The 24,785-nt window shown below is 56.3% G+C and carries 20 protein-coding genes; 15 read left to right on the top strand and 5 right to left on the bottom strand.

Annotation, left to right across the window (positions count from 1 at the left end):
* Positions 1-20: 20 nt before the first annotated feature.
* Positions 21-1,004: an autoinducer 2 ABC transporter substrate-binding protein gene (locus FN037_RS12970; protein ID WP_142502394.1), complete on the bottom strand. Its 984-nt coding sequence runs from the start codon at positions 1,002-1,004 to the stop codon at positions 21-23.
* Positions 1,005-1,418: 414 nt separating this feature from the next.
* On the opposite strand from FN037_RS12970, the gene FN037_RS12965 reads away from it, so the two are divergent.
* Both FN037_RS12965 and FN037_RS12960 read left to right on the top strand, forming a co-directional pair.
* Positions 1,419-2,057 carry a DUF1007 family protein gene (locus FN037_RS12965; protein ID WP_138361036.1) on the top strand — a complete coding sequence of 213 codons (639 nt, stop codon included), beginning with the start codon at positions 1,419-1,421 and terminating at the stop codon, positions 2,055-2,057.
* A complete protein-coding gene (locus FN037_RS12960) occupies positions 2,048-3,028 on the top strand; it encodes a nickel/cobalt transporter (RefSeq protein WP_138361037.1) in 981 nt (326 codons plus the stop codon). Before FN037_RS12965 ends, FN037_RS12960 begins: the two co-directional genes overlap by 10 nt.
* A 259-nt stretch (positions 3,029-3,287) precedes the next feature.
* On the opposite strand, the gene suhB is transcribed toward FN037_RS12960, so the two are convergent.
* Complete coding sequence (suhB, locus tag FN037_RS12955; RefSeq protein WP_138361038.1) at positions 3,288-4,091, bottom strand: inositol-1-monophosphatase; 804 nt, start codon at positions 4,089-4,091, stop codon at positions 3,288-3,290.
* A 120-nt stretch (positions 4,092-4,211) separates the two neighbouring features.
* On the opposite strand from suhB, the gene trmJ reads away from it, so the two are divergent.
* From trmJ to sseB, 11 genes are all read left to right on the top strand, one after another.
* Complete coding sequence (gene trmJ, locus FN037_RS12950; protein ID WP_138361039.1) at positions 4,212-4,946, top strand: tRNA (cytosine(32)/uridine(32)-2'-O)-methyltransferase TrmJ; 735 nt, start codon at positions 4,212-4,214, stop codon at positions 4,944-4,946.
* Positions 4,947-5,181: 235 nt separating this feature from the next.
* The gene (iscR, locus tag FN037_RS12945; RefSeq protein WP_138361040.1) at positions 5,182-5,673 is read left to right on the top strand and encodes a Fe-S cluster assembly transcriptional regulator IscR; all 492 of its coding nucleotides are present in this window, start codon (positions 5,182-5,184) and stop codon (positions 5,671-5,673) included.
* Between the two features lie 176 nt (positions 5,674-5,849).
* Positions 5,850-7,064: a cysteine desulfurase gene (iscS, locus tag FN037_RS12940; RefSeq protein ID WP_138361041.1), complete on the top strand. Its 1,215-nt coding sequence runs from the start codon at positions 5,850-5,852 to the stop codon at positions 7,062-7,064.
* A 26-nt stretch (positions 7,065-7,090) separates the two neighbouring features.
* Positions 7,091-7,477 (top strand): Fe-S cluster assembly scaffold IscU, encoded by a 387-nt coding sequence (gene iscU, locus FN037_RS12935; RefSeq protein WP_002913991.1) that lies wholly within the window; start codon positions 7,091-7,093, stop codon positions 7,475-7,477.
* Positions 7,478-7,496: 19 nt separating this feature from the next.
* On the top strand, positions 7,497-7,820 hold the full coding sequence (iscA, locus tag FN037_RS12930; RefSeq protein ID WP_004104506.1) for an iron-sulfur cluster assembly protein IscA: 324 nt from the start codon (positions 7,497-7,499) through the stop codon (positions 7,818-7,820).
* Positions 7,821-8,017: 197 nt separating this feature from the next.
* Positions 8,018-8,533, top strand: a complete 516-nt coding sequence (gene hscB / locus FN037_RS12925; protein WP_138361042.1) for a co-chaperone HscB — start codon at positions 8,018-8,020, stop codon at positions 8,531-8,533.
* Positions 8,534-8,548: 15 nt separating this feature from the next.
* Positions 8,549-10,399, top strand: a complete 1,851-nt coding sequence (gene hscA, locus FN037_RS12920) for a Fe-S protein assembly chaperone HscA (protein WP_138361043.1) — start codon at positions 8,549-8,551, stop codon at positions 10,397-10,399.
* A 1-nt stretch (position 10,400) separates the two neighbouring features.
* Positions 10,401-10,736, top strand: a complete 336-nt coding sequence (fdx, locus tag FN037_RS12915; protein ID WP_138361044.1) for an ISC system 2Fe-2S type ferredoxin — start codon at positions 10,401-10,403, stop codon at positions 10,734-10,736.
* 1 nt (position 10,737) lies between these two features.
* Positions 10,738-10,938, top strand: a complete 201-nt coding sequence (gene iscX / locus FN037_RS12910; RefSeq protein WP_004104502.1) for a Fe-S cluster assembly protein IscX — start codon at positions 10,738-10,740, stop codon at positions 10,936-10,938.
* 269 nt (positions 10,939-11,207) lie between these two features.
* Entirely contained in the window at positions 11,208-12,494 is a 1,287-nt protein-coding gene (gene pepB, locus FN037_RS12905) for an aminopeptidase PepB (RefSeq protein ID WP_138361045.1), read from the top strand.
* A gap of 100 nt (positions 12,495-12,594) precedes the next feature.
* Positions 12,595-13,371: an enhanced serine sensitivity protein SseB gene (gene sseB, locus FN037_RS12900; protein ID WP_142502393.1), complete on the top strand. Its 777-nt coding sequence runs from the start codon at positions 12,595-12,597 to the stop codon at positions 13,369-13,371.
* A 34-nt stretch (positions 13,372-13,405) separates the two neighbouring features.
* Here sseB and sseA read toward each other — a convergent pair whose 3' ends face one another.
* From sseA to FN037_RS12885, 3 genes are all read right to left on the bottom strand, one after another.
* On the bottom strand, positions 13,406-14,251 hold the full coding sequence (gene sseA, locus FN037_RS12895; RefSeq protein ID WP_142502392.1) for a 3-mercaptopyruvate sulfurtransferase: 846 nt from the start codon (positions 14,249-14,251) through the stop codon (positions 13,406-13,408).
* 123 nt (positions 14,252-14,374) lie between these two features.
* Positions 14,375-15,559, bottom strand: coding sequence for a M20 family metallopeptidase (locus FN037_RS12890; protein WP_138361048.1), 1,185 nt, complete (start codon positions 15,557-15,559; stop codon positions 14,375-14,377).
* A 36-nt stretch (positions 15,560-15,595) separates the two neighbouring features.
* The gene (locus FN037_RS12885) at positions 15,596-16,807 is read right to left on the bottom strand and encodes a hypothetical protein (protein WP_142502391.1); all 1,212 of its coding nucleotides are present in this window, start codon (positions 16,805-16,807) and stop codon (positions 15,596-15,598) included.
* A gap of 540 nt (positions 16,808-17,347) precedes the next feature.
* Here FN037_RS12885 and FN037_RS12880 point away from each other — a divergent pair.
* Positions 17,348-22,294 carry an alpha-2-macroglobulin gene (locus FN037_RS12880; RefSeq protein ID WP_142502390.1) on the top strand — a complete coding sequence of 1,649 codons (4,947 nt, stop codon included), beginning with the start codon at positions 17,348-17,350 and terminating at the stop codon, positions 22,292-22,294.
* Positions 22,295-24,619, top strand: a complete 2,325-nt coding sequence (pbpC, locus tag FN037_RS12875; RefSeq protein ID WP_142502389.1) for a peptidoglycan glycosyltransferase PbpC — start codon at positions 22,295-22,297, stop codon at positions 24,617-24,619.
* Positions 24,620-24,785: the final 166 nt, after the last annotated feature.

The raw sequence follows: 24,785 nt of genomic DNA, 5'->3' as shown, positions 1-24,785 counted from the left end.
CCTGGTGTTGGCGTGATGCCCTAGAAACCGAGTGACTGGGCGTTGTCTTTCGTGACCTCAAGGATTTTGTTAAAGCGGATTACTTTCTTATCCATGTCGACATCCGCTTTCCCTAAACCGTCAATTGTCAGATCCGGGGTGACCTCTTTGCCCTGCAGCAACTGGTCAGCTACCGTAACCAGCGCATAACCTGCGTCTTTTGGGTCCCACAGCAGCGCTTTCTTGATGTCGCCGCGCATCAGATAAGGGGCCGCCTGGGCTGGCATCGCAATACCAACCACGGCGATTTTATCTTTAGCTCGTTTTTTCTGTACCGCCTGGCCCGCACCAATTGGGCCCAAAGAGCCGAAACCAATGATCCCTTTCATCTGCGGATAGGTTTTCATCAGATCCAGGGTGGTGGAGTAGGATTTATCAATACTCTCAGCGACTGGCAGACGTGAAGTGACTTCGAACATCTCTGGGTATTTTTCTTTCTGGTATTTTATGGCGTAATCAGCCCAGGCGTTATGTAAGGGAACGGTCAGCGAGCCGACATAGATAGCATAACCCCCTTTACCGCCCATATCTTTTGCCAGCTCATCGACATTGGCCTGCGCATATTTTTCACTGTCGATGGTCTCAATATCCCACTGACCAATTTGCTGATCCGGCGACTCATGCGTCAGGACAACAATGCCTTTATCGCGCGCCTTCTTCAGTACGGGTTCAAGGACTTTGGCATCATTAGGCACCACAATGATGGCGTTCACGTTTTTGGCAATCAGATCTTCAATCACCTTAACCTGTTGGGCCGGATCCGGTGTGGATGGTCCGGTCTGATAAGCGTTGACATCCAGTTTCTTCGCTGCTTCGTTGACGCCGGTTTCCATTCGGTTAAACCATGGAATACCGGTGACTTTAGCCACCACTGCAATTTCGTATTTCTCTGCCGCAAAGGACGTGCCAGACAAAACGCATGCAGAAGCCAGGGTTGCACTGAGTAATGCGAGTTTGAATTTCATAATTGTACCTTTTGTAGGGAGCAGGGCATGTCACGGCGTGAGGTTAACAACGAAGGGAAGAGGTAATGAATATAAAGTTGTGAAAATGTGATGAATAACCATTTTTGTTAACTTGTAGATAAAATTTAGTTAAATTTTAGTTAATTTAAATGATGTGACATTCATTCATCGTGTGATTGTGTTAATGATATAATTTATATTATCATTTATTTAACATATAATTTACAATATGAGCGTTTGAAGCGGCTGAATACTCCGGCTTATGGTTGTCTGTAAGTGAAGAAATTTGCAAAATTGAGAACTGAATCGAGACCAGAAATCGATGCTCACTATTTTCTCGTTCGATGATATTCTCACGGCAATCTCATCAACGACCGTAACTGATGGCGGTCAGGATTTAGCCGTGGAGAGTTCATGCACCGCGTTCATCGTCTCGTCATAACGTTCTTGTTCGCTGTCCTGTCTTCTGGTGTCAGCGCCCATCCACACAGTTTCATCAGTTTGCAAACGCAGGCCGTGGCGGAAAAGGGTCTGCTCACCGGTTTCAAAATGCGCTGGACGATGGATGAAATGACCTCTGCCGATCTGCTTTATGATGCGGGTAATGCTAAGCCAGGCAGCGAAATCTGGAAGAAACTGGCGGCGGAAGTGATGGCTAACGTGCTGGGCCAGCACTATTTCAGCGAACTGTGGCATAACGGCCAGCGGGTGAAATTTGAGAATCGCCCCGATGGCTATGGCCTTGAGCGCAACGGCCACCAGGCGGTACTCACCTTTACCTTGCCGCTGGCGAAGCCGCAGCCTCTGGCCGGGCAAAAATTTACCTTTTCGACATATGATCCCACTTATTTTGTCGATATGTATTACGACAAAGCGTCAGACTTCACCCTGCCGGCTGCAATGAAGCCGATGTGTACAGCGAAAGTCATGACGCCGAAACCAAATGAAAAAATGTTGTCTTATGCCCAGTCGCTGGATAAAGCGGATGCCCCGCCGGAAGATATGGAACTGGGAAGCTACTTCGCACAAAAGGTGACGCTGCAATGTCAGTAATTTTCACGCAAACCGGACGTTCGCCGCGCTGGCGTCAGCTGTGGCCGCTGGCGCTATTTTTGCTGCTGGTGGCAGGCGCGGGCTTCTGGCTATGGCGAGCGTGGCCGCAGGTGCTGCTGCAAAGCGCCATCTGGCAGCGTGCGCTGAATGTCGAACTGAGCGCGTTGTTACAGTCGGTGGCGAACAATCCTTCCGCTGCGGGGCTATCGTTGCTGGGATTTAGCTTCGTATATGGTGTTCTGCATGCTCTGGGGCCCGGGCATGGAAAAATGGTGATTACGACCTGGCTGGCTACCCATCCCTCGAAACTGAAATCAAGTATCGGTCTGACGCTGGCCGCGTCGTTGTTGCAGGGAATGGTGGCAATCGCATTAGTGGTGGCGGTGCTCACCTTGCTACAGCTTCCGGCAAGACAGTTGCATCTGAGTAGTTTCTGGCTGGAGAAGGGGAGCTACCTGCTGGTCGGTGCGCTGGGGGTGCTGCTATGCTGGCGGGCGCTGAAAAAGCTGCGGATGCTGCTGCGACGACCAAAATTTACCGCTTTCACTCCGCACCATGTTCATCATGCTAACTGCGGCTGCGGGCACCAGCATTTACCGACTCCGGAACAGCGGCAAAGCGGCGACGACTGGCGGGCGCGGCTGGTGATTGTACTATCGATGGGGATGCGGCCCTGCTCCGGGGCCATTATGGTGTTGCTGTTCAGCAAAGTTATTGGCGTATTTGGCTGGGGGATGGCGGCGGCAATGGCGATGGCGGCAGGAACATCGTTGACGATTAGCAGCCTGGCGCTGCTGGTGCACGGTTTTCGTCAACTGGCGGTCAGGCTGAGCGCGAATCGGGCGCCGGTACTCTGGAAGCAGGTCGGCTGGGCAACGCTGGCGCTGGCCGGCGGCATGATTTTACTGGCAGCAGCGGTGGTGATGTGGAGTAGTGCGATGCCACAGGGCGGCGGCCTGCGTCCGTTTTAAAGAGAGAAAAAAGAGAGAAAAAAGGAAGCCGTGGCTTCCTTGAGGCTGATGACAAACCTGATTTAGATATTGTGCTCGCATTTCTGCCGGGTGGCGGCTATCGCCTTACCTGGCATGTAAAACCAATAATATCATCATGTTATGGGTTTTTCGTAGGCCCGCGCAAGCGAAGCGCCGCCGGGCAATTCCGGAAAAACGCACTTTGTCAGCAATCTGAAGGAAGCCGTGGCTTCCTTTTTGCTTTTCAGTCAGTGAGGAATTAGCGCTTCAGCGCTTCGCTCAACTGCTCGCGCATATTCGCCAGCATGGCTTTCACGACGCGCGGGTTACCTGCAACGATGTTGCCGGTCAGCAGATAGTTATGGCCGCCGGTAAAGTCGCAGACAATCGCGCCTGCTTCACGGGCGATCAGTTCGCCGGCCGCGAAATCCCACGGCTTGAGACCAATTTCAAAATATCCGTCAACGCGGCCAGCGGCAACGTAGGCCAAATCCAGGGCCGCGGAACCGGTGCGGCGGAAATCTGCGCATTCGGTATACATGTTGCCGAGGATGTTCATGTAAGCGGTGGCGTGCTGTTTCGCTTTGAACGGAAAGCCGGTGGCGATGATGGTGCCGTCCAGGTCGCGAGCGCTGCTGCCGCGCAGACGGTAGCCGTTTAGCTGCGCGCCCTGACCGCGGGTCGCGGTAAACAGTTCGTTACGCATGGGATCGTAAACCACCGCCACTTCAGTACGCCCTTTAATACGGACGGCGATGGAGACGGCGAAATGAGGAAGACGTTTTACGAAGTTGGTGGTGCCATCCAGTGGATCGATAACCCATTGAACATCCTGATCAATACCTTCGTGTTCACCGCTTTCTTCGGTGATGATGGTGTGCTGAGGGTAAGATTTGCGAATGGTTTCGATAATAATCGCTTCGGCGGCTTTATCGACGTTAGTCACAAAATCATTGCTGCCTTTCTGACTGGTTTCTACGCTGTCTGGCGTTTCGTAGTGCTTGGCAATTAAATTACCCGCCTTGCGCGCTGCGCGCACGGCGATGTTCAGCATCGGATGCATCGGTCTCTCTCACTGGATGTTAAAGAACGGGAAAAAACGGCACATATAATAGCAGTGAAATCTGCTTATGTCTCCGTTTTATGGTAGCATGCACGAATAATCTTTAGTCGAAGAACCGTAATGCTGCAAAATATCCGAATTGTACTGGTAGAAACCTCACACACCGGCAATATGGGCTCTGTCGCCCGCGCAATGAAAACCATGGGGTTAACTAATCTCTGGCTGGTTAATCCGCTGGTAAAACCCGATTCTCAGGCTATCGCTCTGGCGGCCGGCGCCAGCGACGTGATTGGCAATGCAAATATTGTCGATACCCTCGATGAGGCGCTATCGGGGTGTAGCCTGGTGGTCGGTACCAGTGCTCGTTCGCGTACGCTGCCGTGGCCAATGCTCGACCCTCGCGAATGTGGCCTGAAAAGCGTCGCTGAAGCCGGGCATGCGCCGGTTGCGCTGGTATTTGGCCGTGAACGCGTCGGGCTCACTAATGATGAACTGCAAAAGTGCCACTATCATGTAGCCATCGCGGCGAACCCGGAATACAGCTCATTGAACCTCGCAATGGCAGTGCAGGTGATCGCCTACGAAGTACGCATGGCCTGGCTGGCGGCGCAGGCGCAAAACGCGCCCGCCGTTGAACACGAAGACACTCCTTATCCGCTGGTCGATGACCTGGAGCGTTTCTACGGTCACCTTGAACAGACGTTGCTGGCAACCGGTTTTATTCGCGCCGGTCATCCGGGACAAGTCATGAACAAGCTGCGCCGTCTGTTTACCCGCGCCCGCCCGGAGAGTCAGGAGCTGAATATCCTGCGCGGTATGCTGGCGTCGATCGAGCAGCAGAAAAATAAAGAGTAGTATTGCACGTTATTACCCGGCGGCGCGATGCTTGCGCAAGCCTGCGGTTGTGTCAGTTGGATAAGCGTAGCGCCACCCGACAATCGCGGTGGGAGCACGGAAAGCTTAATACCTGACTAAAACAGTCAAGTAAATAGTTGACCAAATTACTCGGGAATGTCAGACTTGGCCTTGCTATGCAATACCCATTTTAATAAAAAGCCCGGGCAGGGGCGAGTTTGAGGTTAAGTAAGACATGAGACTGACATCTAAAGGGCGTTATGCTGTGACCGCGATGCTTGACGTTGCGCTCAACTCTGAATCAGGTCCGGTTCCGTTGGCGGATATTTCAGAGCGTCAGGGAATATCGCTTTCCTATCTGGAGCAGCTGTTCTCTCGCCTGCGTAAAAATGGCCTGGTTTCCAGCGTTCGTGGGCCGGGCGGCGGTTATCTGTTGGGTAAAGAAGCGGGTAGCATCGCCGTTGGCGAAGTTATCAGCGCAGTGGATGAATCCGTTGACGCCACCCGTTGCCAGGGTAAAGGCGGCTGCCAGGGCGGCGATAAATGCCTCACTCATGCGCTGTGGCGCGATCTGAGCGAGCGGCTGACCAGTTTCCTGAATAACATCACGCTGGGTGAACTGGTGAATAACCAGGAAATCCTTGATGTCTCCGGTCGTCAGCACAATCATGAATCTCAGCGTAATGCCCGTGCTCAGGATGCTATCGACGTTAAACTGCGCGCGTAGTTCTTATTTTGTTTCATCTTGCAGCTGTCCGGCTGCAAGATGAAACGCGCTGAGTAAAAACGATAAAAAGATTTCAGAATCAGGCCGGGATATTCCATCATCCTGTCTACTCGGTCGTACATCAAGCCGGTTGCCTGATTCCTTGCATTGAAGCGATGTACGGAGTTTATAGAGCAATGAAATTACCGATCTATCTCGATTACTCCGCAACCACGCCGGTGGACCCGCGTGTTGCCGAGAAAATGATGCAGTTCCTGACGCTGGACGGGACCTTTGGTAACCCGGCCTCTCGTTCACACCGTTTCGGCTGGCAGGCTGAAGAGGCGGTAGATATCGCCCGTAATCAGATTGCCGATCTGGTCGGCGCCGATCCGCGCGAAATCGTCTTTACTTCCGGCGCGACGGAATCCGACAACCTGGCGATTAAAGGTGCAGCCAACTTTTATCAGAAAAAAGGCAAGCACATCATCACCAGCAAAACTGAACACAAAGCCGTGCTGGACACCTGTCGTCAGCTGGAGCGCGAAGGGTTTGAAGTGACCTATCTCGCCCCGCAGCGTAACGGCATTATCGATCTGAAAGAACTGGAAGCAGCGATGCGTGATGACACCATCCTGGTTTCCATTATGCACGTCAACAACGAAATCGGCGTCGTGCAGGATATCGCGACCATCGGCGAAATGTGCCGCGCCCGCGGTATTATCTATCATGTTGACGCGACCCAGAGCGTGGGCAAGCTGCCTATCGACCTGAGCCAGTTGAAAGTGGATCTGATGTCTTTCTCCGGCCATAAAATCTATGGTCCGAAAGGTATCGGTGCACTGTACGTGCGTCGCAAACCGCGTGTGCGTATCGAAGCGCAGATGCACGGCGGCGGTCACGAGCGCGGCATGCGTTCCGGTACGCTGCCTGTCCACCAGATCGTCGGTATGGGCGAAGCCTACCGTATCGCGAAAGAAGAGATGGAAAGCGAAGTGGCCCGCCTGCGCGGCCTGCGTAACCGTCTGTGGGAAGGCGTAAAAGACATGGAAGAGGTCTACCTGAATGGCGATCTTGAACAGGGCGCGCCGAATATTCTTAACGTCAGCTTTAACTATGTTGAAGGCGAGTCGCTGATTATGGCGCTGAAAGACCTGGCGGTTTCCTCCGGTTCAGCCTGCACTTCCGCAAGCCTTGAGCCATCCTATGTGCTGCGCGCGCTGGGGATGACCGATGAGCTGGCGCACAGCTCCATCCGTTTCTCTTTAGGTCGTTTTACAACCGAAGAAGAGATTGACTACACCATCAATCTGGTTCGCAACGCCATTGGCCGTCTGCGCGAGCTTTCTCCGCTGTGGGAAATGTTCAAACAGGGCGTGGATCTGAACAGCATTGAATGGTCACATCACTAATTCGGTTTCAATAAGGAGAATTCATCATGGCTTACAGCGAAAAAGTTATCGATCACTACGAGAATCCGCGCAACGTCGGCTCTTTCGACAATAGCGACGAAAATGTCGGTAGCGGCATGGTTGGCGCGCCGGCATGTGGCGACGTGATGAAGCTGCAGATTAAAGTCAACAATGAAGGTATCATTGAAGACGCGCGTTTCAAGACCTACGGCTGTGGTTCCGCCATCGCTTCCAGCTCCCTGGTGACCGAATGGGTGAAAGGGAAATCGCTGGATGAAGCGCAGGCGATTAAAAATACCGATATTGCCGACGAGCTTGAGTTGCCGCCGGTGAAAATTCACTGCTCTATTCTGGCGGAAGACGCGATTAAAGCCGCGATTGCGGATTACAAAAGCAAACGTGAAGCAAAATAATTAAGAGTTGAGGTTTGTTATGTCGATTACTTTAAGCGACAGTGCGGCAGCGCGAGTCAATACCTTTCTGGCCAACCGCGGAAAAGGGTTTGGTCTGCGTCTGGGAGTGAGAACTTCCGGCTGTTCAGGTATGGCTTATGTACTGGAGTTTGTTGACGAACCGGCGGCAGAAGATACCGTGTTTGAAGACAAAGGCGTGAAGGTCGTGATCGACGGCAAAAGTTTGCAGTTCCTCGACGGTACGCAGCTGGATTTCGTCAAAGAAGGTCTTAACGAAGGGTTTAAGTTCACCAACCCGAACGTGAAAGACGAGTGCGGCTGCGGCGAAAGCTTTAACGTGTAATCACGTTTCTCTGTTATACCGATTAATTCGTGTTGCAGAAAGGCGGCAAGCGAGTGAATCCCAGGCGCTTACTTAAGTAAGTGACTGGGGTGAACAAGTGTAGACAACGCATCTGCAGCGCGAAGTAAGAAGGTATAGCCCCACCGTAGTCTCGCTGCGCGTGGGGTTTGCTTTATCTCGTTAACCCTGAGGTCGCTATGGACTATTTTACCCTCTTCGGGTTACCGGCCAGCTATACCCTTTCGTTAGAACCCCTGGCTGCCCGGTACCAGGAGCTACAGCGCCAGTATCACCCTGATAAATTCGCCAGCGGTACCGCGGCTGAACAGCTTGCCGCCGTACAGCAGTCCGCGACCATCAATCAGGCGTGGCAAACTCTTCGTCATCCGTTGACCCGCGCCGAATATCTCCTTTCGCTTCACGGTTTTGATCTCGCCAGCGAGCAGCATACCGTACGCGATACCGCGTTTCTGATGGAACAGCTTGAGCTGCGGGAAGAGCTGGATGAAATAGGCAAAGCGAAAGACGAGGCGCGGCTGGAAGGCTTTATCAAGCGTGTCAAAGCGCAATTTGATACCCGGCATCAACTGATGGTTGAACAACTGAATAACGAGACGTGGGAGGCGGCGGCGGATACCGTGCGCAAGCTGCGTTTTCTCGATAAACTGCGAAGCAGTGCGGAACAACTCGAAGAAAAACTGCTCGATTTTTAATTTTCGGAAGCAATTATGGCCTTATTACAAATTAGTGAGCCTGGCCAGAGCGCCGCGCCGCACCAGCGACGTCTGGCGGCGGGTATCGACCTGGGCACCACCAATTCGCTGGTTGCTACCGTGCGTAGCGGTCAGGCCGAAACGTTAGCCGACCATCAAGGGCGCTATCTGCTGCCGTCGGTAGTTAACTATCAGGCCTCGGGTTTGACGGTTGGCTATGCGGCGCGACAGAACGCGGCCCAGGATCCGGTCAACACCATCAGCTCCGTCAAGCGCATGATGGGGCGCTCTCTTACTGATATCGAATCCCGCTACCCGCATCTGCCTTATCAGCTACAGGCAAGCGAAAACGGTCTGCCGATGATCCAGACCGCCGCTGGTCTGCTGAACCCGATTCGCGTCTCTGCCGATATTCTGAAGGCACTGGCTGAGCGCGCCACCGAGGCGCTGGCAGGAGAGCTTGATGGCGTAGTGATTACCGTTCCGGCCTACTTCGACGATGCCCAGCGTCAGGGGACCAAAGACGCGGCGCGTCTGGCGGGTCTTCATGTGCTGCGTTTGCTGAACGAACCGACAGCGGCGGCGATTGCCTACGGCCTGGACTCCGGTCAGGAAGGGGTCATTGCGGTTTACGATCTCGGCGGCGGTACTTTTGATATTTCCGTGCTGCGTTTAAGCCGCGGGGTATTTGAAGTGCTGGCCACCGGCGGGGATTCCGCGCTTGGCGGCGATGACTTCGATCATCTGCTGGCCGATTACCTGCGCGAGCAGGCGGGTTTCAGCGATCGTAGCGATAACCGCCTGCAGCGTGAACTGCTGGACGCGGCCATTGCGGCGAAAATCGCCCTCAGCGACGCCGATGTTACGCGCGTAAATGTTGGCGGCTGGCAGGGGGAAATCACCCGCAGCCAGTTTAATGACCTGATCGCGCCGCTGGTGAAGCGTACGCTGCTGGCCTGCCGTCGCGCCCTGAAAGATGCTGGCGTGGAGGGGCATGAGGTGCTGGAAGTGGTGATGGTCGGCGGCTCTACCCGCGTGCCGCTGGTACGCGAGCGCGTCGGAGAGTTCTTTGGCCGTTCCCCGCTGACCTCCATCGATCCGGATAAAGTCGTCGCCATCGGCGCGGCGATTCAGGCGGATATTCTGGTGGGCAATAAGCCGGACAGCGAACTGCTGCTGCTCGACGTTATTCCGCTCTCGCTGGGTCTGGAAACCATGGGCGGTCTGGTGGAGAAGGTGATTCCGCGCAACACCACCATTCCGGTCGCGCGCGCCCAGGAGTTCACCACTTTCAAAGATGGTCAGACGGCGATGTCTATCCATGTGATGCAGGGCGAGCGCGAGCTGGTGCAGGATTGCCGCTCCCTGGCGCGCTTTGCGCTGCGCGGCATTCCGCCACTACCGGCGGGCGGGGCGCATATTCGCGTGACTTTCCAGGTGGATGCTGACGGTCTGCTGAGCGTGACGGCGATGGAGAAATCGACCGGCGTCGAGGCTTCTATCCAGGTGAAACCGTCCTATGGCCTCACCGATGGCGAGATCGCCAATATGATCAAAGATTCAATGAGCTACGCTGAACAGGATATTCAGGCACGTATGCTGGCCGAGCAAAAAGTCGAAGCCGCACGTGTTCTGGAAAGTCTGGCGAGCGCGCTGGCCGCCGACGCCGCGCTGTTAAGCGCCGCAGAGCGTCAGGCTATCGATGACGCCGCGGCGCAGGTTCGCGCCGCAGCGGCAGGCGATGACGCCGATGCGATTAAAGAAGCGATTAAAAATATCGACACACAAACCCAGGAATTTGCCGCACGTCGTATGGATCAATCGGTCCGTATTGCGCTGAAAGGCCAATCCGTGGACGAGGTTTAAAATGCCAAAAATTGTTTTTCTGCCCCATCAGGACCTGTGTCCGGATGGCGTAGTTGTGGAAGCTGAAACGGGTGAGACCATTCTTGATGCCGCGCTGCGTAGCGGAATCGAGATTGAGCACGCCTGCGAAAAATCTTGTGCCTGCACCACCTGCCACTGCATCGTACGCGAAGGCTTTGACTCGCTGGCTGAAAGTACCGAAGATGAAGACGACATGCTGGATAAGGCGTGGGGGCTGGAGCCCGATAGCCGTCTGAGCTGCCAGGCGCGCGTGACCGACGAAGATTTGGTCGTCGAAATTCCGCGCTATACCATCAACCACGCACGCGAGCATTAATATGGGACTGAAATGGACCGACAGTCGTGAAATCGGCGAAGCGCTGTATGACGCTTTCCCGGATCTCGACCCGAAAACCGTTCGCTTCACCGATCTGCACCAGTGGATTTGCGATCTCGAAGAGTTTGATGACGATCCGAACGCATCCAATGAAAAAATTCTTGAGGCGATTCTGTTAGTCTGGTTAGACGAAGCCGAATAATTTTCGCGTCATGATCCCCGTTGCAGAGGTGTTGTCCACGTTGCTGCAACGCGAATCATTTAGAGTCTATCCCATTAGGGCTATTTTGCTTGTCATTTTGAACCTGGGCAGTGCTCAGAATCCTCACGTACTACGTGTACGCTCCGGTTCTTCCGCGCTGGCCGTGTTCAAACTGTCTGCGCCAATAACGCCTGGTGGGATAGGCTCTTAGCGAGAAAAATCTAACGGGCTGCCAGAGGGTGGCCCGTTTGCTAATAAGGATAAATAAAATGACCGAAGCTATGAAAATTACGCTTACTGCTCAACCAGCCGATGCGCGCTGGGGAGAAAAAGCGTCTTACAGCATTAATAACGACGGTATTGCCCTGCATCTGAACGGCAAAGACGACCTGGGATTGATCCAGCGCGCGGCGCGTAAAATTGACGGTCTGGGCATCAAACACGTTGCGCTTGACGGTGAAGGCTGGGATAGCGATCGCGCCTGGGCGTTCTGGGCGGGTTATAAAGGGCCGAAGGGGAGTCGTAAAGTTGAGTGGCCAGCCCTGGATGACGCGCAGAAAAGCGAACTGGACAACCGCCTGACCATTATCGATTGGGTCCGCGATACCATTAATACGCCTGCGGAAGAGCTGGGGCCGGAACAGCTGGCGCAGCGTGCGGTAGACCTGCTGTGCAGCGTCGCCTGCGACAATGTCACTTACCGCATTACTAAAGGCGAAGACCTGCGCGAGCAGAATTACCTCGGCCTGCACACCGTTGGCCGCGGGTCCGAGCGTCAACCGGTTCTGCTGGCGCTGGATTATAACCCAACCGGCGATAAAGACGCCCCGGTGTATGCTTGCCTGGTGGGTAAAGGTATCACCTTTGATTCAGGTGGTTACAGCATCAAGCAAAGCGCATTTATGGATTCGATGAAGTCCGATATGGGCGGCGCGGCGACGGTGACCGGTGCGCTGGCGTTTGCCATAACCCGCGGCCTTAATAAACGCGTGAAGCTGTATCTGTGCTGCGCTGATAACCTGATTAGCGGCAACGCCTTCAAGCTTGGTGATATTATTCGTTATCGCAACGGTAAAACCGTCGAAGTTATGAATACCGATGCTGAAGGTCGTCTGGTGCTGGCGGATGGCCTGATTGACGCGTCCGCGCAGCAGCCGGAGCTGATTATTGATGCCGCCACCCTGACCGGCGCGGCGAAAACCGCGCTGGGCAATGATTATCATGCATTGTTCAGCTTTGATGATAATCTGGCGAATCGTCTGCTGGCGAGCGCGCAGGCGGAGAATGAAGCCTTCTGGCGCCTGCCGTTGGCTGAGTTCCACCGTGGTCAGTTACCGTCGAACTTTGCTGAACTGAATAACACCGGCAGCGCGGCCTATCCGGCGGGCGCCAGTACGGCGGCAGGCTTCCTGTCCCACTTTGTGGAAAACTATCAGCAAGGCTGGTTGCATATCGACTGTTCGGCGACTTACCGCAAATCTGCGGTTGAACAGTGGGCGGCGGGGGCGACCGGTCTCGGCGTGCGTACCATCGCAAATCTGCTGACCGCGGAATAATCTTTGACCCTCTCCCCACAGGGAGAGGGCGCTGTGCGGCTTTCTCCCGCGTTGCCTGCGGGAGATGGCGGGATTGGGGCATCACCGTTCTGGAACCACTATGTCCGAAACTAAAAATGAGCTAGAAATCTTGCTGGAGAAGGCGGCCACCGAGCCCGGTCATCGCCCGGCATTTTTCCGTACCTTGCTGGAAGCCACCGTCTGGGTTCCGGGAGCTGTGGCAGAGGGTGAGCCGGTCGCTGAAGATAGCGTGCTGGATCTGCAGCACTGGGAAAAAGACGACGGCACATCAGTGATCCCGTTTTTTACTTCTCTGCAAGCGTTGCAAGAGGTTGTTAAAGACGAGCAGTCTTTTGTCGCGATGCCGGTGCGTACGCTGTTCGCCATGACCCTCGGCGAGACGCTCTATCTCAACGCTAGGCTGCCAACCGGCAAAGAGTTTTCGCCGCGCGAGATTAGCCATCTGCTGGGGGAAGAGGGGAGTCCGCTCAGTTCCCAGACCGTGCTTGAAGGCGGGGAGTCGCTGCTGCTTTCCGAAGTTGCCGAGCCGCCCGCGCAGATGGTGGATTCGCTGACCACCTTGTTTAAAACCCTGAAGACGGTGAAGCGCGCTTTTTTGTGCTCCATTAAAGATAGCGCCGATGCGCCAGCCAACCTGTTGATTGGTATCGAAGCGGAAGGCGATATTGAGGAGATTATTCAGGCTACGGGCAGCGTCGCCACCGATACCTTTCCCGGCGACGAGCCGATTGATATCTGTCAGGTGATGGAGGGGGAAAAGGGGATCAGCCACTTTATGATTGCCCACATCACGCCGTTCTATGAAAAGCGCTGGGGCAGTTTCCTGCGCGACTTTAAGCAGAACCGCATTATCTGAATATCACCGGGGGCTTGCGCCCCCGGTGTGTTATCTACTGTGTCGGTTCAATGGGCAAATCCGTTCGCGCCCCCCATTCGCTCCATGAGCCATCATACAGGGACACACCGTTGACGCCCAGGGTGGTGAGCGCCAGCACCACGACTGCCGCCGTTACGCCGGAGCCGCAGCTGGCAATGATTGGCCGCGCAAAATCCACTCCCTGACGGGCGAAAATCTCGTTCAGCTCATCGACGGTTTTTAGTTCGCCGTTCATGACCAGTTCAGTCCAGGGTACGTTCAGCGCACCGGGAATATGCCCTTTGCGCAAGCCTGGACGCGGTTCCGCGACGATGCCATTAAAGCGCGCTGCCGGGCGGGCATCGACGATCTGCGCCGATCCCTCATGACTGACTAACAGCACATCGGTCAGGCGTTTGATCACCTGCGGATCGAAACGGCCGTCAAAATCCCCTTCCGCCAGATCCACAGGCCCTTGTTCCAGCGGTAGCTCATCGCGACGCCAGCCTTCAAGCCCGCCAGCAAGAATCGAGACCTTTTCGACACCGAAAGTCCGCAGCATCCACCAGGCGCGCGGGGCGGAGAAGAGATTGCCTTCGTCGTACACCACCAGATGCTTATCGCTGTTAACGCCAAGTTCGCGCATCGCGACGGCGAATGTCTCCGCGCGCGGCATCATATGCGGCAGCGGGCTGGTATGGTCGGAGAGCGCTTCAATATCGAAAAAGAGCGCGCCGGGAATGTGGCCTGCCAGGTGTTCGGCGTTGAGATCGCGATCTTCTTGCCCCGGCGCCGCCATCCGCGCATCGATTATCTGGATTTCCGGGTCATTAATGTGTTCCGCCAGCCAGTCGGCGGCGACAAAAAATGAGGTAGACATAAGTGCCTCCGTGTCATCAACAATTAAGTGATTGTTGTTGTTTTTTGCGTTATGGACAAGGCATTTTCAAGAGGAGGCGGCGGTAATGTGAGACGCCCCCGAACGGGTCGGGGGAACAGACGCTTAAAACTGGCTTTGCCGCAGGTAGCGCCAGGCGTACTGCGCATACAACTCCGCACCGTTTTTCATCACCTGCTCATCAATATTAAAGCAGCCATGATGATGCGCATAATCGCTGCCTTTCTCTTTATTACCTGAGCCTAGCAGTGCGAACGCGCCGGGAATATTTTCCATATAAAAGCTGAAATCTTCGCCGCCGGTGGTCGGCCTTTCGTTGAAAAGAACATCCTCGCCAAAGGCGTCGCGAATAACCGACTGCGCCAGCAGTGCGCTGCGTTCCTCGTTGATCACCGGCAGCGTGCCGTAGCGGTACTCCACCTCGGCAGTCGCGCCATAAACAGCGGCGGTGTGCTCCGCGTAGCGGGCGATCGCCGCCTCCAGACGCTGGCGGGCTTCAATGCTGAAGCAGCGCACGGTGCCATCAAGTACGGCATTTTCGGCAATGACGTTAAAGCGCGTGCCGACATCCATTTTGCCGATGGTGACCACGGCAGACTCCAGCGGTGACGTTTCGCGCGCCACGACAGCCTGCAGGTTCATAACGAAAGCCGAAGCGACCACCGCCGCATCGACGCACGCTTCCGGCATTGAACCGTGTCCGCCGCGGCCGCGGAAAGTGACTTTCAGTAAATCCGCCGATGCAAATGATGATCCGACGTTGCAGGAGATTTTTCCGGACGGCGTGACTGACCAGATATGCATACCAAAAACGTTATCCACGTTGTCGATTGCCCCCTGTTCGATCATCGCCTTCGCGCCTTCGGCAATCTCTTCCGCAGGCTGAAAGATCAGCCGCACGTTACCCGCAAGCTGTTCGCGGATTTCATATAACGCGCGGGCGGCGGTCAGCAGCATGGCGGTATGTGAGTCATGACCGCAGGCGTGCATTTTCCCTGCGGTTTGCGACTTGTAGCTGAGCCGATCGTTTAGTTCCAGCACCGGTAACGCATCCATATCGGCGCGCAGGGCTACCGTTTTCCCCGGCTGGCCGCCGGTGATGTCGGCGATAATCCCGGTGGGATGGGTACGACGGAAAGGAATACCGATGGCCTCCAGCCCGGCGGCGACGCGATCGGTGGTGCGCTTCTCCTCCCAGGGGAGTTCCGGGTGGGCGTGAAGGTCGCGGCGAAAAGCGATCATCGCCTGTTCTTCCCTTGCGATAATGGCTGTAATAGCTGGATTAATCATTTTGTATCTCCATATATAGCTGAACGTTCAATGTGCTCAACTGACAACGGGCGTCAGGTAGCTGACCAGGATCCCGGCTAACACCACTGAAACCATGGTGACGGAGATAAATCCGCCAACCAGCATCGGCGCCAGCATGTGGTGAGTCAGTATCTGCCGCTCTTTTTCATCATGAGTGAGGGCGTTGATAGCTTCGTTGGTAATAATGTAGTCGGCGGGAAAACCGTACAGTGCGGTCAGAGAGATGGCGTACGACATTGGACCGCTAACGCCAAGCAGTTTCCCGACCAGCCAGGAGACGATAAACATGCCGATGACCGCCGTGGCGATTAATACCACCATTGGGAAAATCAGGCGCAGCAGCATTTCCGGGGTCGCTTTATTCAGCGTATCAAAGATAAATAGCATCAATGCCATAATGGCGAAACCAAAGCCGTTGGCTTTATGCAGGGTGTGTTTTTCCAGGAAACCTAACGAAGCAAAGACCACGCCAAAAAACAGACACAGCACGAAGGGGCTAATGTTGACCAGCGGTTTTGCGAGATCGGAGACAACCCAGGCCAGACAAGCGACCAGCGCCAGGCGCAGGAATTTAAAGTAGTTGCTGTTATAGCCGACGGGGATTTTGCTGAACAGGCGCGGCATGTGTTCCTCGCCAACGGCGGTGAGGGGCTGCTCATTAGGGATACTATCAGGTTGGTACTCGCCGCGGCGATAACGGGCAAGAACCGCTTTGCCTTCGCGCTGCAGCATAATGGCGGTCAACGGGTATCCGGCGAAGCCTTGCATTACGTAGATCAAAATAGCGAAGACCGACAGGTCCACCAGCCCGGCGTTACTCGCGCCTTGCGACATAATCAGCGATGACACAATCCCGCCGACCAGCGGAGGAATGGTCACCAGTGCGGTGTTGCGGTCAAACAACACCATAGATACGGCGAAACCCCCCGCCGTTATTCCGGCAATACCGGCGAAGGAAATGACCACGGTCTTCCACTGCTGCACTAATTCTTTAAGCGACAGCAGTGTACCCATATTGGTGATTAATAGATACATCATCATTATGGCGACAGGGGTACCTATTCCGGCCTGGCTGACAATATCCGCCGGGAAAAATGTCCAGTAACCAATTAAAAACAACACCGCGCAGACAAATACCGAAGGGATCCAGGCTTTTGTGCGAGTAGAAACAACGTCGCCGATATAAAGAATGAAAATAATAACCGACAGTGCGACCATTTGTGACATAAATAATTTCCATATTATTCATCCCGTAAATGTTTTATGGGATGGGTTGATGTTGTGTTATCGAAGAAACTGCGGAACTGGCAGTTAATATCGTCGCCTCAGAGGGATGATTTATAATTAAAGGCATTGATAGATATCAAGTAATGGAAATTATGTAGGTTGTCAATTTATATGTCTGATGAGAGTAATAATTCAGAAAAAAAAGTCATATCGCCGATGATATTCAATACGGATACCCGTTCCCTTTCAGGATGCATATTGGTCAGTCGCCAGAATCTATCCGGTCACTTCGCTTGCGTAAGCTTACAGGTTCCTTTTCGCCGCCATTCAGATGCAACGCGGATGATTTTTTCTATGTGAGAAGAATGTTGCTCTTTGATATTTTGATAATTAATTCATTGCAGATATTCGTTATCCACACCCATTTTTGTTTCACATCGTTCAATATCACCGGCTGGCGAGCCATTGGTAATTTTGTCGTTAAGGCATAATAATGTGTTCACTGAATGTATCTGGCTCTCGGGCCGAGGGGTTAGAAGGATGAAACCATTTCGTTTGGCGGCGCTCTCGCTGGCGCTACTCACCGCATTATCGTTGACTGGCTGCGATGACAGCGGCAAACCACAGGCGGTCGCCCCTGCGGCCTCCGCGGTAGCGGATAAAGACAGCGCGAAACCGGACAGCGGCAGGCTGGCGGCGCTGGCGGAAAAAAGCCAGGGCAAAGCGCTGACGCTGCTTGATGCCTCAGAAGCACAGCTTGACGGCGCGGCGACGCTGGTGCTGACCTTTTCTATCCCTCTGCAGCCGGATCAGGATTTCTCCCGTAGCGTGCATCTGGTGGACAAAAAAAACGGCAAAGTGGACGGTGCCTGGGAGCTGGCGCCGAACCTGAAAGAGCTGCGGTTTCGCCATCTGGAGCCAAAACGTGAGCTGATTGTCTCGGTAGACCCGACGCTGACGGCGCTAAATCACGCGACGTTTGAGCGCAGTTTTGAAAAAACCATCACGACCCGCGATATTGCCCCGAGTATCGGGTTTGCCAGCCGCGGCTCGCTGTTGCCGGGGAAAGTGGTCGCCGGTCTGCCGGTGATGACGCTGAATGTTGATAATGTCGATGTGAACTTTTTCCGTGTCAAACCAGAATCGCTCTCCGCTTTTGTCAGCCAGTGGGAATACCGTCATTCGCTGAGCAACTGGGAGTCGGATGAGCTGCTGAAAATGGCCGATCTGGTCTATACCGGCCGTTTCGATCTCAACCCCGCCCGCAATACGCGAGAAAAACGGCTGCTGCCGCTGGCGGATATCAAACCTCTGCAACAGCCGGGCGTCTATATCGCAGTGATGAATCAGGCGGGCCGCTACAGCTATAGCAACGCCGCGACGCTGTTCACGCTCAGCGATATTGGCGTATCCGCGCACCGTTACCATAACCGACTGGATGTCTTTACCCAGAGTCTGGAAAACGGCGCGGCGCAGTCCGGTATTAATGTGCAGTTGTTGAATGCCAAAGGGCAGATTCTGGCGCAGGCGGAAAGCGACGCTCAGGGCCACGTCACGCTGCAAACCGATAAAGACGCTGCGCTGCTGCTGGCGCGCAAGGACGGGCAAACCACGCTGCTGGATCTTAAACTTCCGGCGCTGGATCTGGCTGAATTTTCTATTGCCGGCGCGCCGGGTTTCAGTAAGCAGCTCTTTATGTTTGGTCCACGCGACCTTTATCGTCCCGGCGAAACGGTGATGCTTAACGCGTTACTTCGCGATAGCGACGGTAAACCGCTGACAGAGCAACCGGTAAAGCTCGAAGTGGTACAACCGGACGGCCAGGTTATCCGTTCAACGCTCAGCAAACCGGTTAATGGCCTGTATCAGTTTACGTATCCGCTCGATAGCGGGGCAGCGACCGGAATGTGGCATATACGCGCCAGCACGGGCGATAACCAGCCGCGCGAGTGGGACTTCCATGTGGAAGATTTTATGCCCGAGCGCATGGCGCTAAACCTGACGCCGCAAAATATGCCGATTGCGCCTGCGGCGGATGTGCGTTTTGCCGTTACCGGCGCGTATCTGTACGGCGCGCCGGCCAGCGGTAACCTACTACAGGGCAATCTGTTCCTGCGCCCGCTGCGCGACGCGGTGCCTGCGCTGCCGGGCTTCCAGTTTGGCGATATCGCCGAAGAGAACCTTTCCCGTAGCCTTGATGAAGTGCGGGCCACTCTTGATGAGCAGGGGCATGCCGAAATCACCGCCGCCAGCCAATGGAAAGAGAGCCACTCGCCGTTGCAGGTGATCCTGCAGGCCAGCCTGCTGGAATCTGGCGGACGCCCGGTTACGCGTACCGTCCGGCAGCCAATCTGGCCAGCCGATACGCTACCGGGCATTCGTCCGCAATTTCCCCTGAAAGAGGTTTACGACTATCGCACCGACAGAACCGTCAGGCAGCCGGTCGTCGATGAAAACGGCGACGCCGCGTTTGAGATTGTCTACGCCGATGCCAAAGGCGAGAAAAAAGCGGTCTCCGGTTTGCAGGTGCGCTTGATTCGCGAGCGCCGGGACTACTACTGGAACTGGTCCGATAACGAGGGCTGGCAGTCGCAGTTCGATCAAAAAGATCTCCTGGAAGGCGAGGCGTCGCTGGATCTGTCTGCCGGGCAGACGGCGAAAGTGAGCTTTCCGGTTGAGTGGGGCGCGTATCGCCTGGAAGTCAAAGGGCCGGAAGATGTCGTCAGCAGCGTGCGCTTCTGGGCCGGTTACAGCTGGCAGGATAACAGCGACGGCCAGGGGGCGACGCGCCCGGATCGCGTTACCATGAAGCTGGACAAACCGGCCTATAAACCGGGCGATACCATCAAGCTGCATATTGCCGCTCCGGCGGCGGGTAAAGGTTATGCGCTGGTGGAATCGAGCGACGGGCCGCTGTGGTGGCAGGAAATAGAGGTTCCGGAACAAGGCATGGATCTGTCTATTCCGGTAGATAAAGCCTGGAATCGTCACGACCTGTATCTCAGCACGCTGGTGATTCGTCCGGGAGATAAATCACGCTCCGCGACGCCAAAACGGGCGGTGGGTCTGCTGCATCTGCCGCTTGGCGATGAAAATCGCCGCCTGAACCTGGCGCTGGACGTGCCGGATAAAATGCGGCCGAACCGGCCGTTGACGGTTAACGTTAAAGCCAGCGTCAAAGATGGCGAGACGCCGAAGCAGGTGAACGTTCTGCTCTCGGCGGTGGATAGCGGCGTATTGAATATTACCGATTATGCGACGCCGGATCCGTGGAACGCGTTCTTTGGCCAGAAGCGCTACGGCGCGGATATTTACGATATCTACGGCCAGGTGATTGAAGGACAGGGGCGACTTGCCAGCCTGCGCTTCGGCGGTGACGGCGATGAGCTCAAGCGTGGCGGCAAGCCGCCGGTCAACCACGTCATGATTGTCGCGCAGCAGGCGCAGCCAGTGGTACTGGATGATAAAGGCGAAGGCACGGTCACCCTGCCAGTCGGTGACTTTAACGGCGAACTGCGGGTAATGGCCCAGGCGTGGACGGCCGATGATTTTGGCAGCAGCGAAGAGAAAGTTATCGTTGCCGCGCCGGTAATAGCTGAGCTGAATATGCCGCGTTTTCTCGCCAGCGGAGATACCGCTCGTCTGGCGCTGGATCTCAGCAACCTGACCGATAAGCCGCAAACGCTTAATGTTGATCTGACCGCCAGCGGCCTGCTTCAGCTGGAAGGCGGAGAACTGGCGCCAGTACAGCTTGCCCCCGGCGCGCGCAGCACGCTGTTTGTCTCCGTTCGCGCGAATGACGGTTTTGGCGACGGACAGGTTAACGCCACAATCAGCGGCCTGAATCTGCCGGGCGAAACCTTCACGCCGATGCAGAAACAGTGGACGCTGGGCGTGCGCCCGGCCTTTCCGGCGCAAACCGTGAGTTCCGGCGTGCTCCTGCAAGCGGGTGAAAGCTGGCAGGCTCCGGCCGCGCAACGTCAGGGCTTCTCGCCCGCCACGCTGCAAGGGCAACTGGTGTTGAGCGGCAAACCGCCGCTGAATCTGGCGCGCTATATTCGCGATCTGAAAGCTTATCCTTATGGCTGTCTGGAGCAGACCACCAGCGGACTGTTCCCGTCGCTCTACACTAACGCCGCACAGCTTAAGGCGCTGGGCATTCGTGGCGACAGCGATGAAAAACGGCGCGCGGCGGTGGATATCGGCATTTCGCGTCTGTTGCAAATGCAGCGTGATGATGGCGGTTTTGCCCTGTGGGATAAAGAGGGGCCGGAGGAGTACTGGCTGACCGCCTATGCGATGGACTTTCTTGTGCGTGCGGGTGAACAGGGCTACAGCGTGCCGGTTAACGCCGTCAACAACGGCAACCAGCGCCTGCTGCGTTATTTACAGCAGCCGGGGCTGATCACCGTTCGCTATAGCGATGATGCCCGGGCCAGCCGCTTTGCCGCTCAGGCTTACGCCGCGCTGGTGCTGGCGCGACAGCAAAAAGCGCCGCTCGGCGCGTTGCGCGAAATCTGGAGCCGTCACGACCAGGCGCGTTCCGGGCTGCCGCTGCTGCAACTGGGGATTGCGCTGAAAGCGATGGGCGATGTGCCGCGCGGCGATGAAGCCCTGAAGCTGGCGATGATCACGCCGCGTCAGGATGCTAATCGTTGGTTTGGCGACTATGGTAGCGAGTTGCGCGATGATGCGCTGAAGCTGGCGCTGCTGGAAGAAAACAGGATGCTGCCGGAGGCGCAAAATACCCTGTTAAGCCAGCTGGCGGAAGACGCCTATGGCCAGCGCTGGCTCTCAACGCAGGAGAGTAATGCCCTGTTCCTGGCCGGGCGCAGGTTGCAGGAGAGTCCTGGCGACTGGCAGGCACAAACTTCCCTGCAGGCCGGACCGCTCTCCGGTAATAAGGCGCAAACCCGTAATCTGACCGGCGACCAGCTGGCGGCGTTGCAGGTGAGCAACACCGGTCAGCAGCCGCTGTGGCTACGCCTCGACAGCAGCGGCTATCCGCAGAGCGCCCCGCAGCCGGGCGGTAACGTGCTGGGGATTGAACGGCAGATTTTTGATACCCAGGGGCAGCAAAAATCGCTCACTTCGCTGCACAGCGGCGAGCTGGTACTGGTGAAGCTGGAAGTCACCGCCAGGCGTAACGTGCCTGACGCGCTGGTGGTGGATTTACTGCCGGCGGGGATGGAGCTGGAAAACCAGAATCTGGCCAACAGCAGCGCCAGCCTGCAGGAAAATGGCGAGGTGGTGCAGAGTCTGCTGAACCAGATGCAGCAGGCGGATATCCAGCACATTGAGTTTCGCGACGATCGTTTTGTGGCCGCCGTGGCGATCAATGAAGGTCAGCCGGTGACGCTGGTTTATCTGGCGCGCGCGGTGACGCCGGGAACGTATCAGGTTCCGCAACCGCAGGTGGAGTCCATGTATGTCCCGCAGTGGCGGGCAACCGGCGCGGCCAGCGGCCCGCTGACCGTTGCTCCTTAAATGCGCGCGCTGAGTCGCATAAAGCGTCGCTGGCGCTGGCTGGCGGCGAGTATTGCCCTGTTGTGGCTGGCGGTGCTGGCGGCCGACAGAGTGTGGCCGCTGCCGCTGCATGACGTCACGCCTGCCAGAGTGGTGGTGGCGGAAGACGGGACGCCGCTGTGGCGCTTTGCCGATGCCCAGGGTGTCTGGCGCTATCCGCTGACGCTTACCGATGTGTCACCGCGCTATTTGCAGGCGCTGATCCAGTATGAAGATCGCTGGTTCTGGGATCATCCCGGCGTAAATCCCCTGGCGGTCGCCAGGGCCGCCTGGCAGGATCTGACCGCCGGGCGGGTGATCTCCGGAGGCAGTACGCTGACAATGCAGGTAGCACGCCTGATCGATCCGCATCCTCGTACCTTCGGCGGCAAGCTGCGTCAGCTTTGGCGGGCGCTACAGCTGGAGTGGCATCTGTCAAAAAGCGAAATTCTCACGCTATATCTCAACCGGGCGCCGTTCGGCGGGACACTACAGGGTATCGGCGCGGCCAGTTGGGCCTATCTCGGTAAACCGCCCGCGCAGTTAAGCTATGGCGAAGCGGCGCTGCTGGCGGTGCTGCCCCAGGCGCCGAGTCGCCTGCGTCCGGACCGTTGGCCGCAGCGCGCCCAGGCGGCGCGCGATAAAGTATTGCTGCGGATGCAAAGCCAGGGCGTGTGGCCGTCAAAAGCGGTGCGCGAAGCTATCGAAGAACCCGTATGGCTGTTTCCGCGCCGGATGCCGCAGCTGGCGCCGCTTTTTTCCCGCCGCGCGCTGGCGGGCAGCCGTGACGAGAAGGTGGTGACAACCCTCGATGCCGGGCTGCAGCGACAACTGGAGGATCTGGCGCTGAACTGGAAGTCGCGCCTGCCGCCGCGCAGTTCGCTGGCGATGATTGTTGTCGATCATACCAATATGAAAGTACGCGGCTGGGTGGGGTCGGCGGATATTCGCGATGACAGCCGCTTTGGTCATATTGATATGGTGTCGGCTATCCGCTCTCCCGGCTCGTTACTCAAGCCGTTTGTCTATGGTATGGCGCTGGATGAAGGGCTGATTCACCCGGCTTCTTTGTTACAGGATGTTCCGCGCCGCTTTAGCGACTATCGTCCGGGCAACTTTGATAGCGGTTTTCACGGCCCGGTTAGCGCCAGCGACGCGCTGGTCCGGTCGCTGAATCTTCCGGCGGTGCAGGTGCTGGAGGCCTACGGACCGAAACGTTTTGCCGCCCGGCTACGTAACGCCGGGTTGTCGCTGGTGCTTCCCGGAGGCGCGGAGCCAAATCTGTCGTTGATCCTCGGCGGCGCCGGAGCGCGCCTTGAGGATATGGTGGCGGCCTACAGCGCGTTCGCCCGTCATGGTAAGGCGGCGCGACTGCGTATCACGCCGGGCTCTCCGTTACTGGAACGGCCGCTGCTGTCGCCGGGGGCGGCATGGATTGTGCGGCGCATTCTGGCCGGTGAAGCGCAGCCTGTTCCCGATGCGTCGCTGACGCAGGTGGTGCCGCTGGCGTGGAAAACGGGCACCAGCTACGGCTATCGCGATGCCTGGGCAATCGGCATAAATGCCCGTTACCTGATCGGTATCTGGACCGGGCGACCCGATGGAACGCCGGTCGTCGGGCAGTTTGGCTTTGCCAGCGCGGTGCCGCTGCTTAATCAGGTCAATAACATGCTGTTGGCACGACCGACGATGAGCCGTGGCGGGTTACCGACCGATCCGCGCCCGCCATCGGTGAGCGCCGGAACCATTTGCTGGCCCGGCGGGCAGAATTTGCCGACGGGCGATGCGAACTGCCGCCGACGGCTGGCAACCTGGCTGTTGGATAAGAGCCAGCCGCCGACGCTGCTGCTGCCGGGGCAGGAAGGTATCCGCGGGATCCGTTTCCCGATATGGTTAAATGAAAAAGGGTTACGAACGGCGGCGGATTGCCCTGGCGCGATGGAGAAAACGATCGACGTCTGGCCGCTGCCGCTGGAGCCCTGGCTACCCGCAGGCGAACGGCGTCTCGCCAGGTTGCCCGCGGCAGCGGCGGAGTGTTCGCCGCTGCAAATCGTCAATGCCGCTCCGCTGGGGCTATCAGGTATTCGCGAGGGGACGGTAATTAAACGTCTGCCCGGCGAGCGCAAGGTTATGCTGCCGTTGCAGACGACCGGCGGGGAAGGGCGGCGCTGGTGGTTTCTGAATGGCGCGCCGCTGACGGCGGAAGGGGCCGGCATCACCCTTAATCTTGAGCGTGCCGATAGTTACCAGTTGGTGGTGATGGATGAGAGCGGGCAGATTGTTGCCGAGAATTTCACCGTGCAATAAGCGGCGTGAGGCTTAATTGGCCGGATTTGTTGTTTACGGTCGCTTTTTTTTAAAAAAATGTTACCTAAACACATAGGCAATCGCCATAGATGATGATTATAATTCGCGCCTTATTTATACCCTAAATAATTCGAGTTGCGGGACAAAACGGTTAACCGCTTTAAAC

The organism is Klebsiella sp. 2680 (assembly GCF_900198535.1).
In the GTDB taxonomy this organism is placed as follows: domain Bacteria; phylum Pseudomonadota; class Gammaproteobacteria; order Enterobacterales; family Enterobacteriaceae; genus Klebsiella; species Klebsiella indica.
Note: the sequence above shows the minus strand (reverse complement) of the source record. Positions and strands in the feature narration are given on the sequence as shown.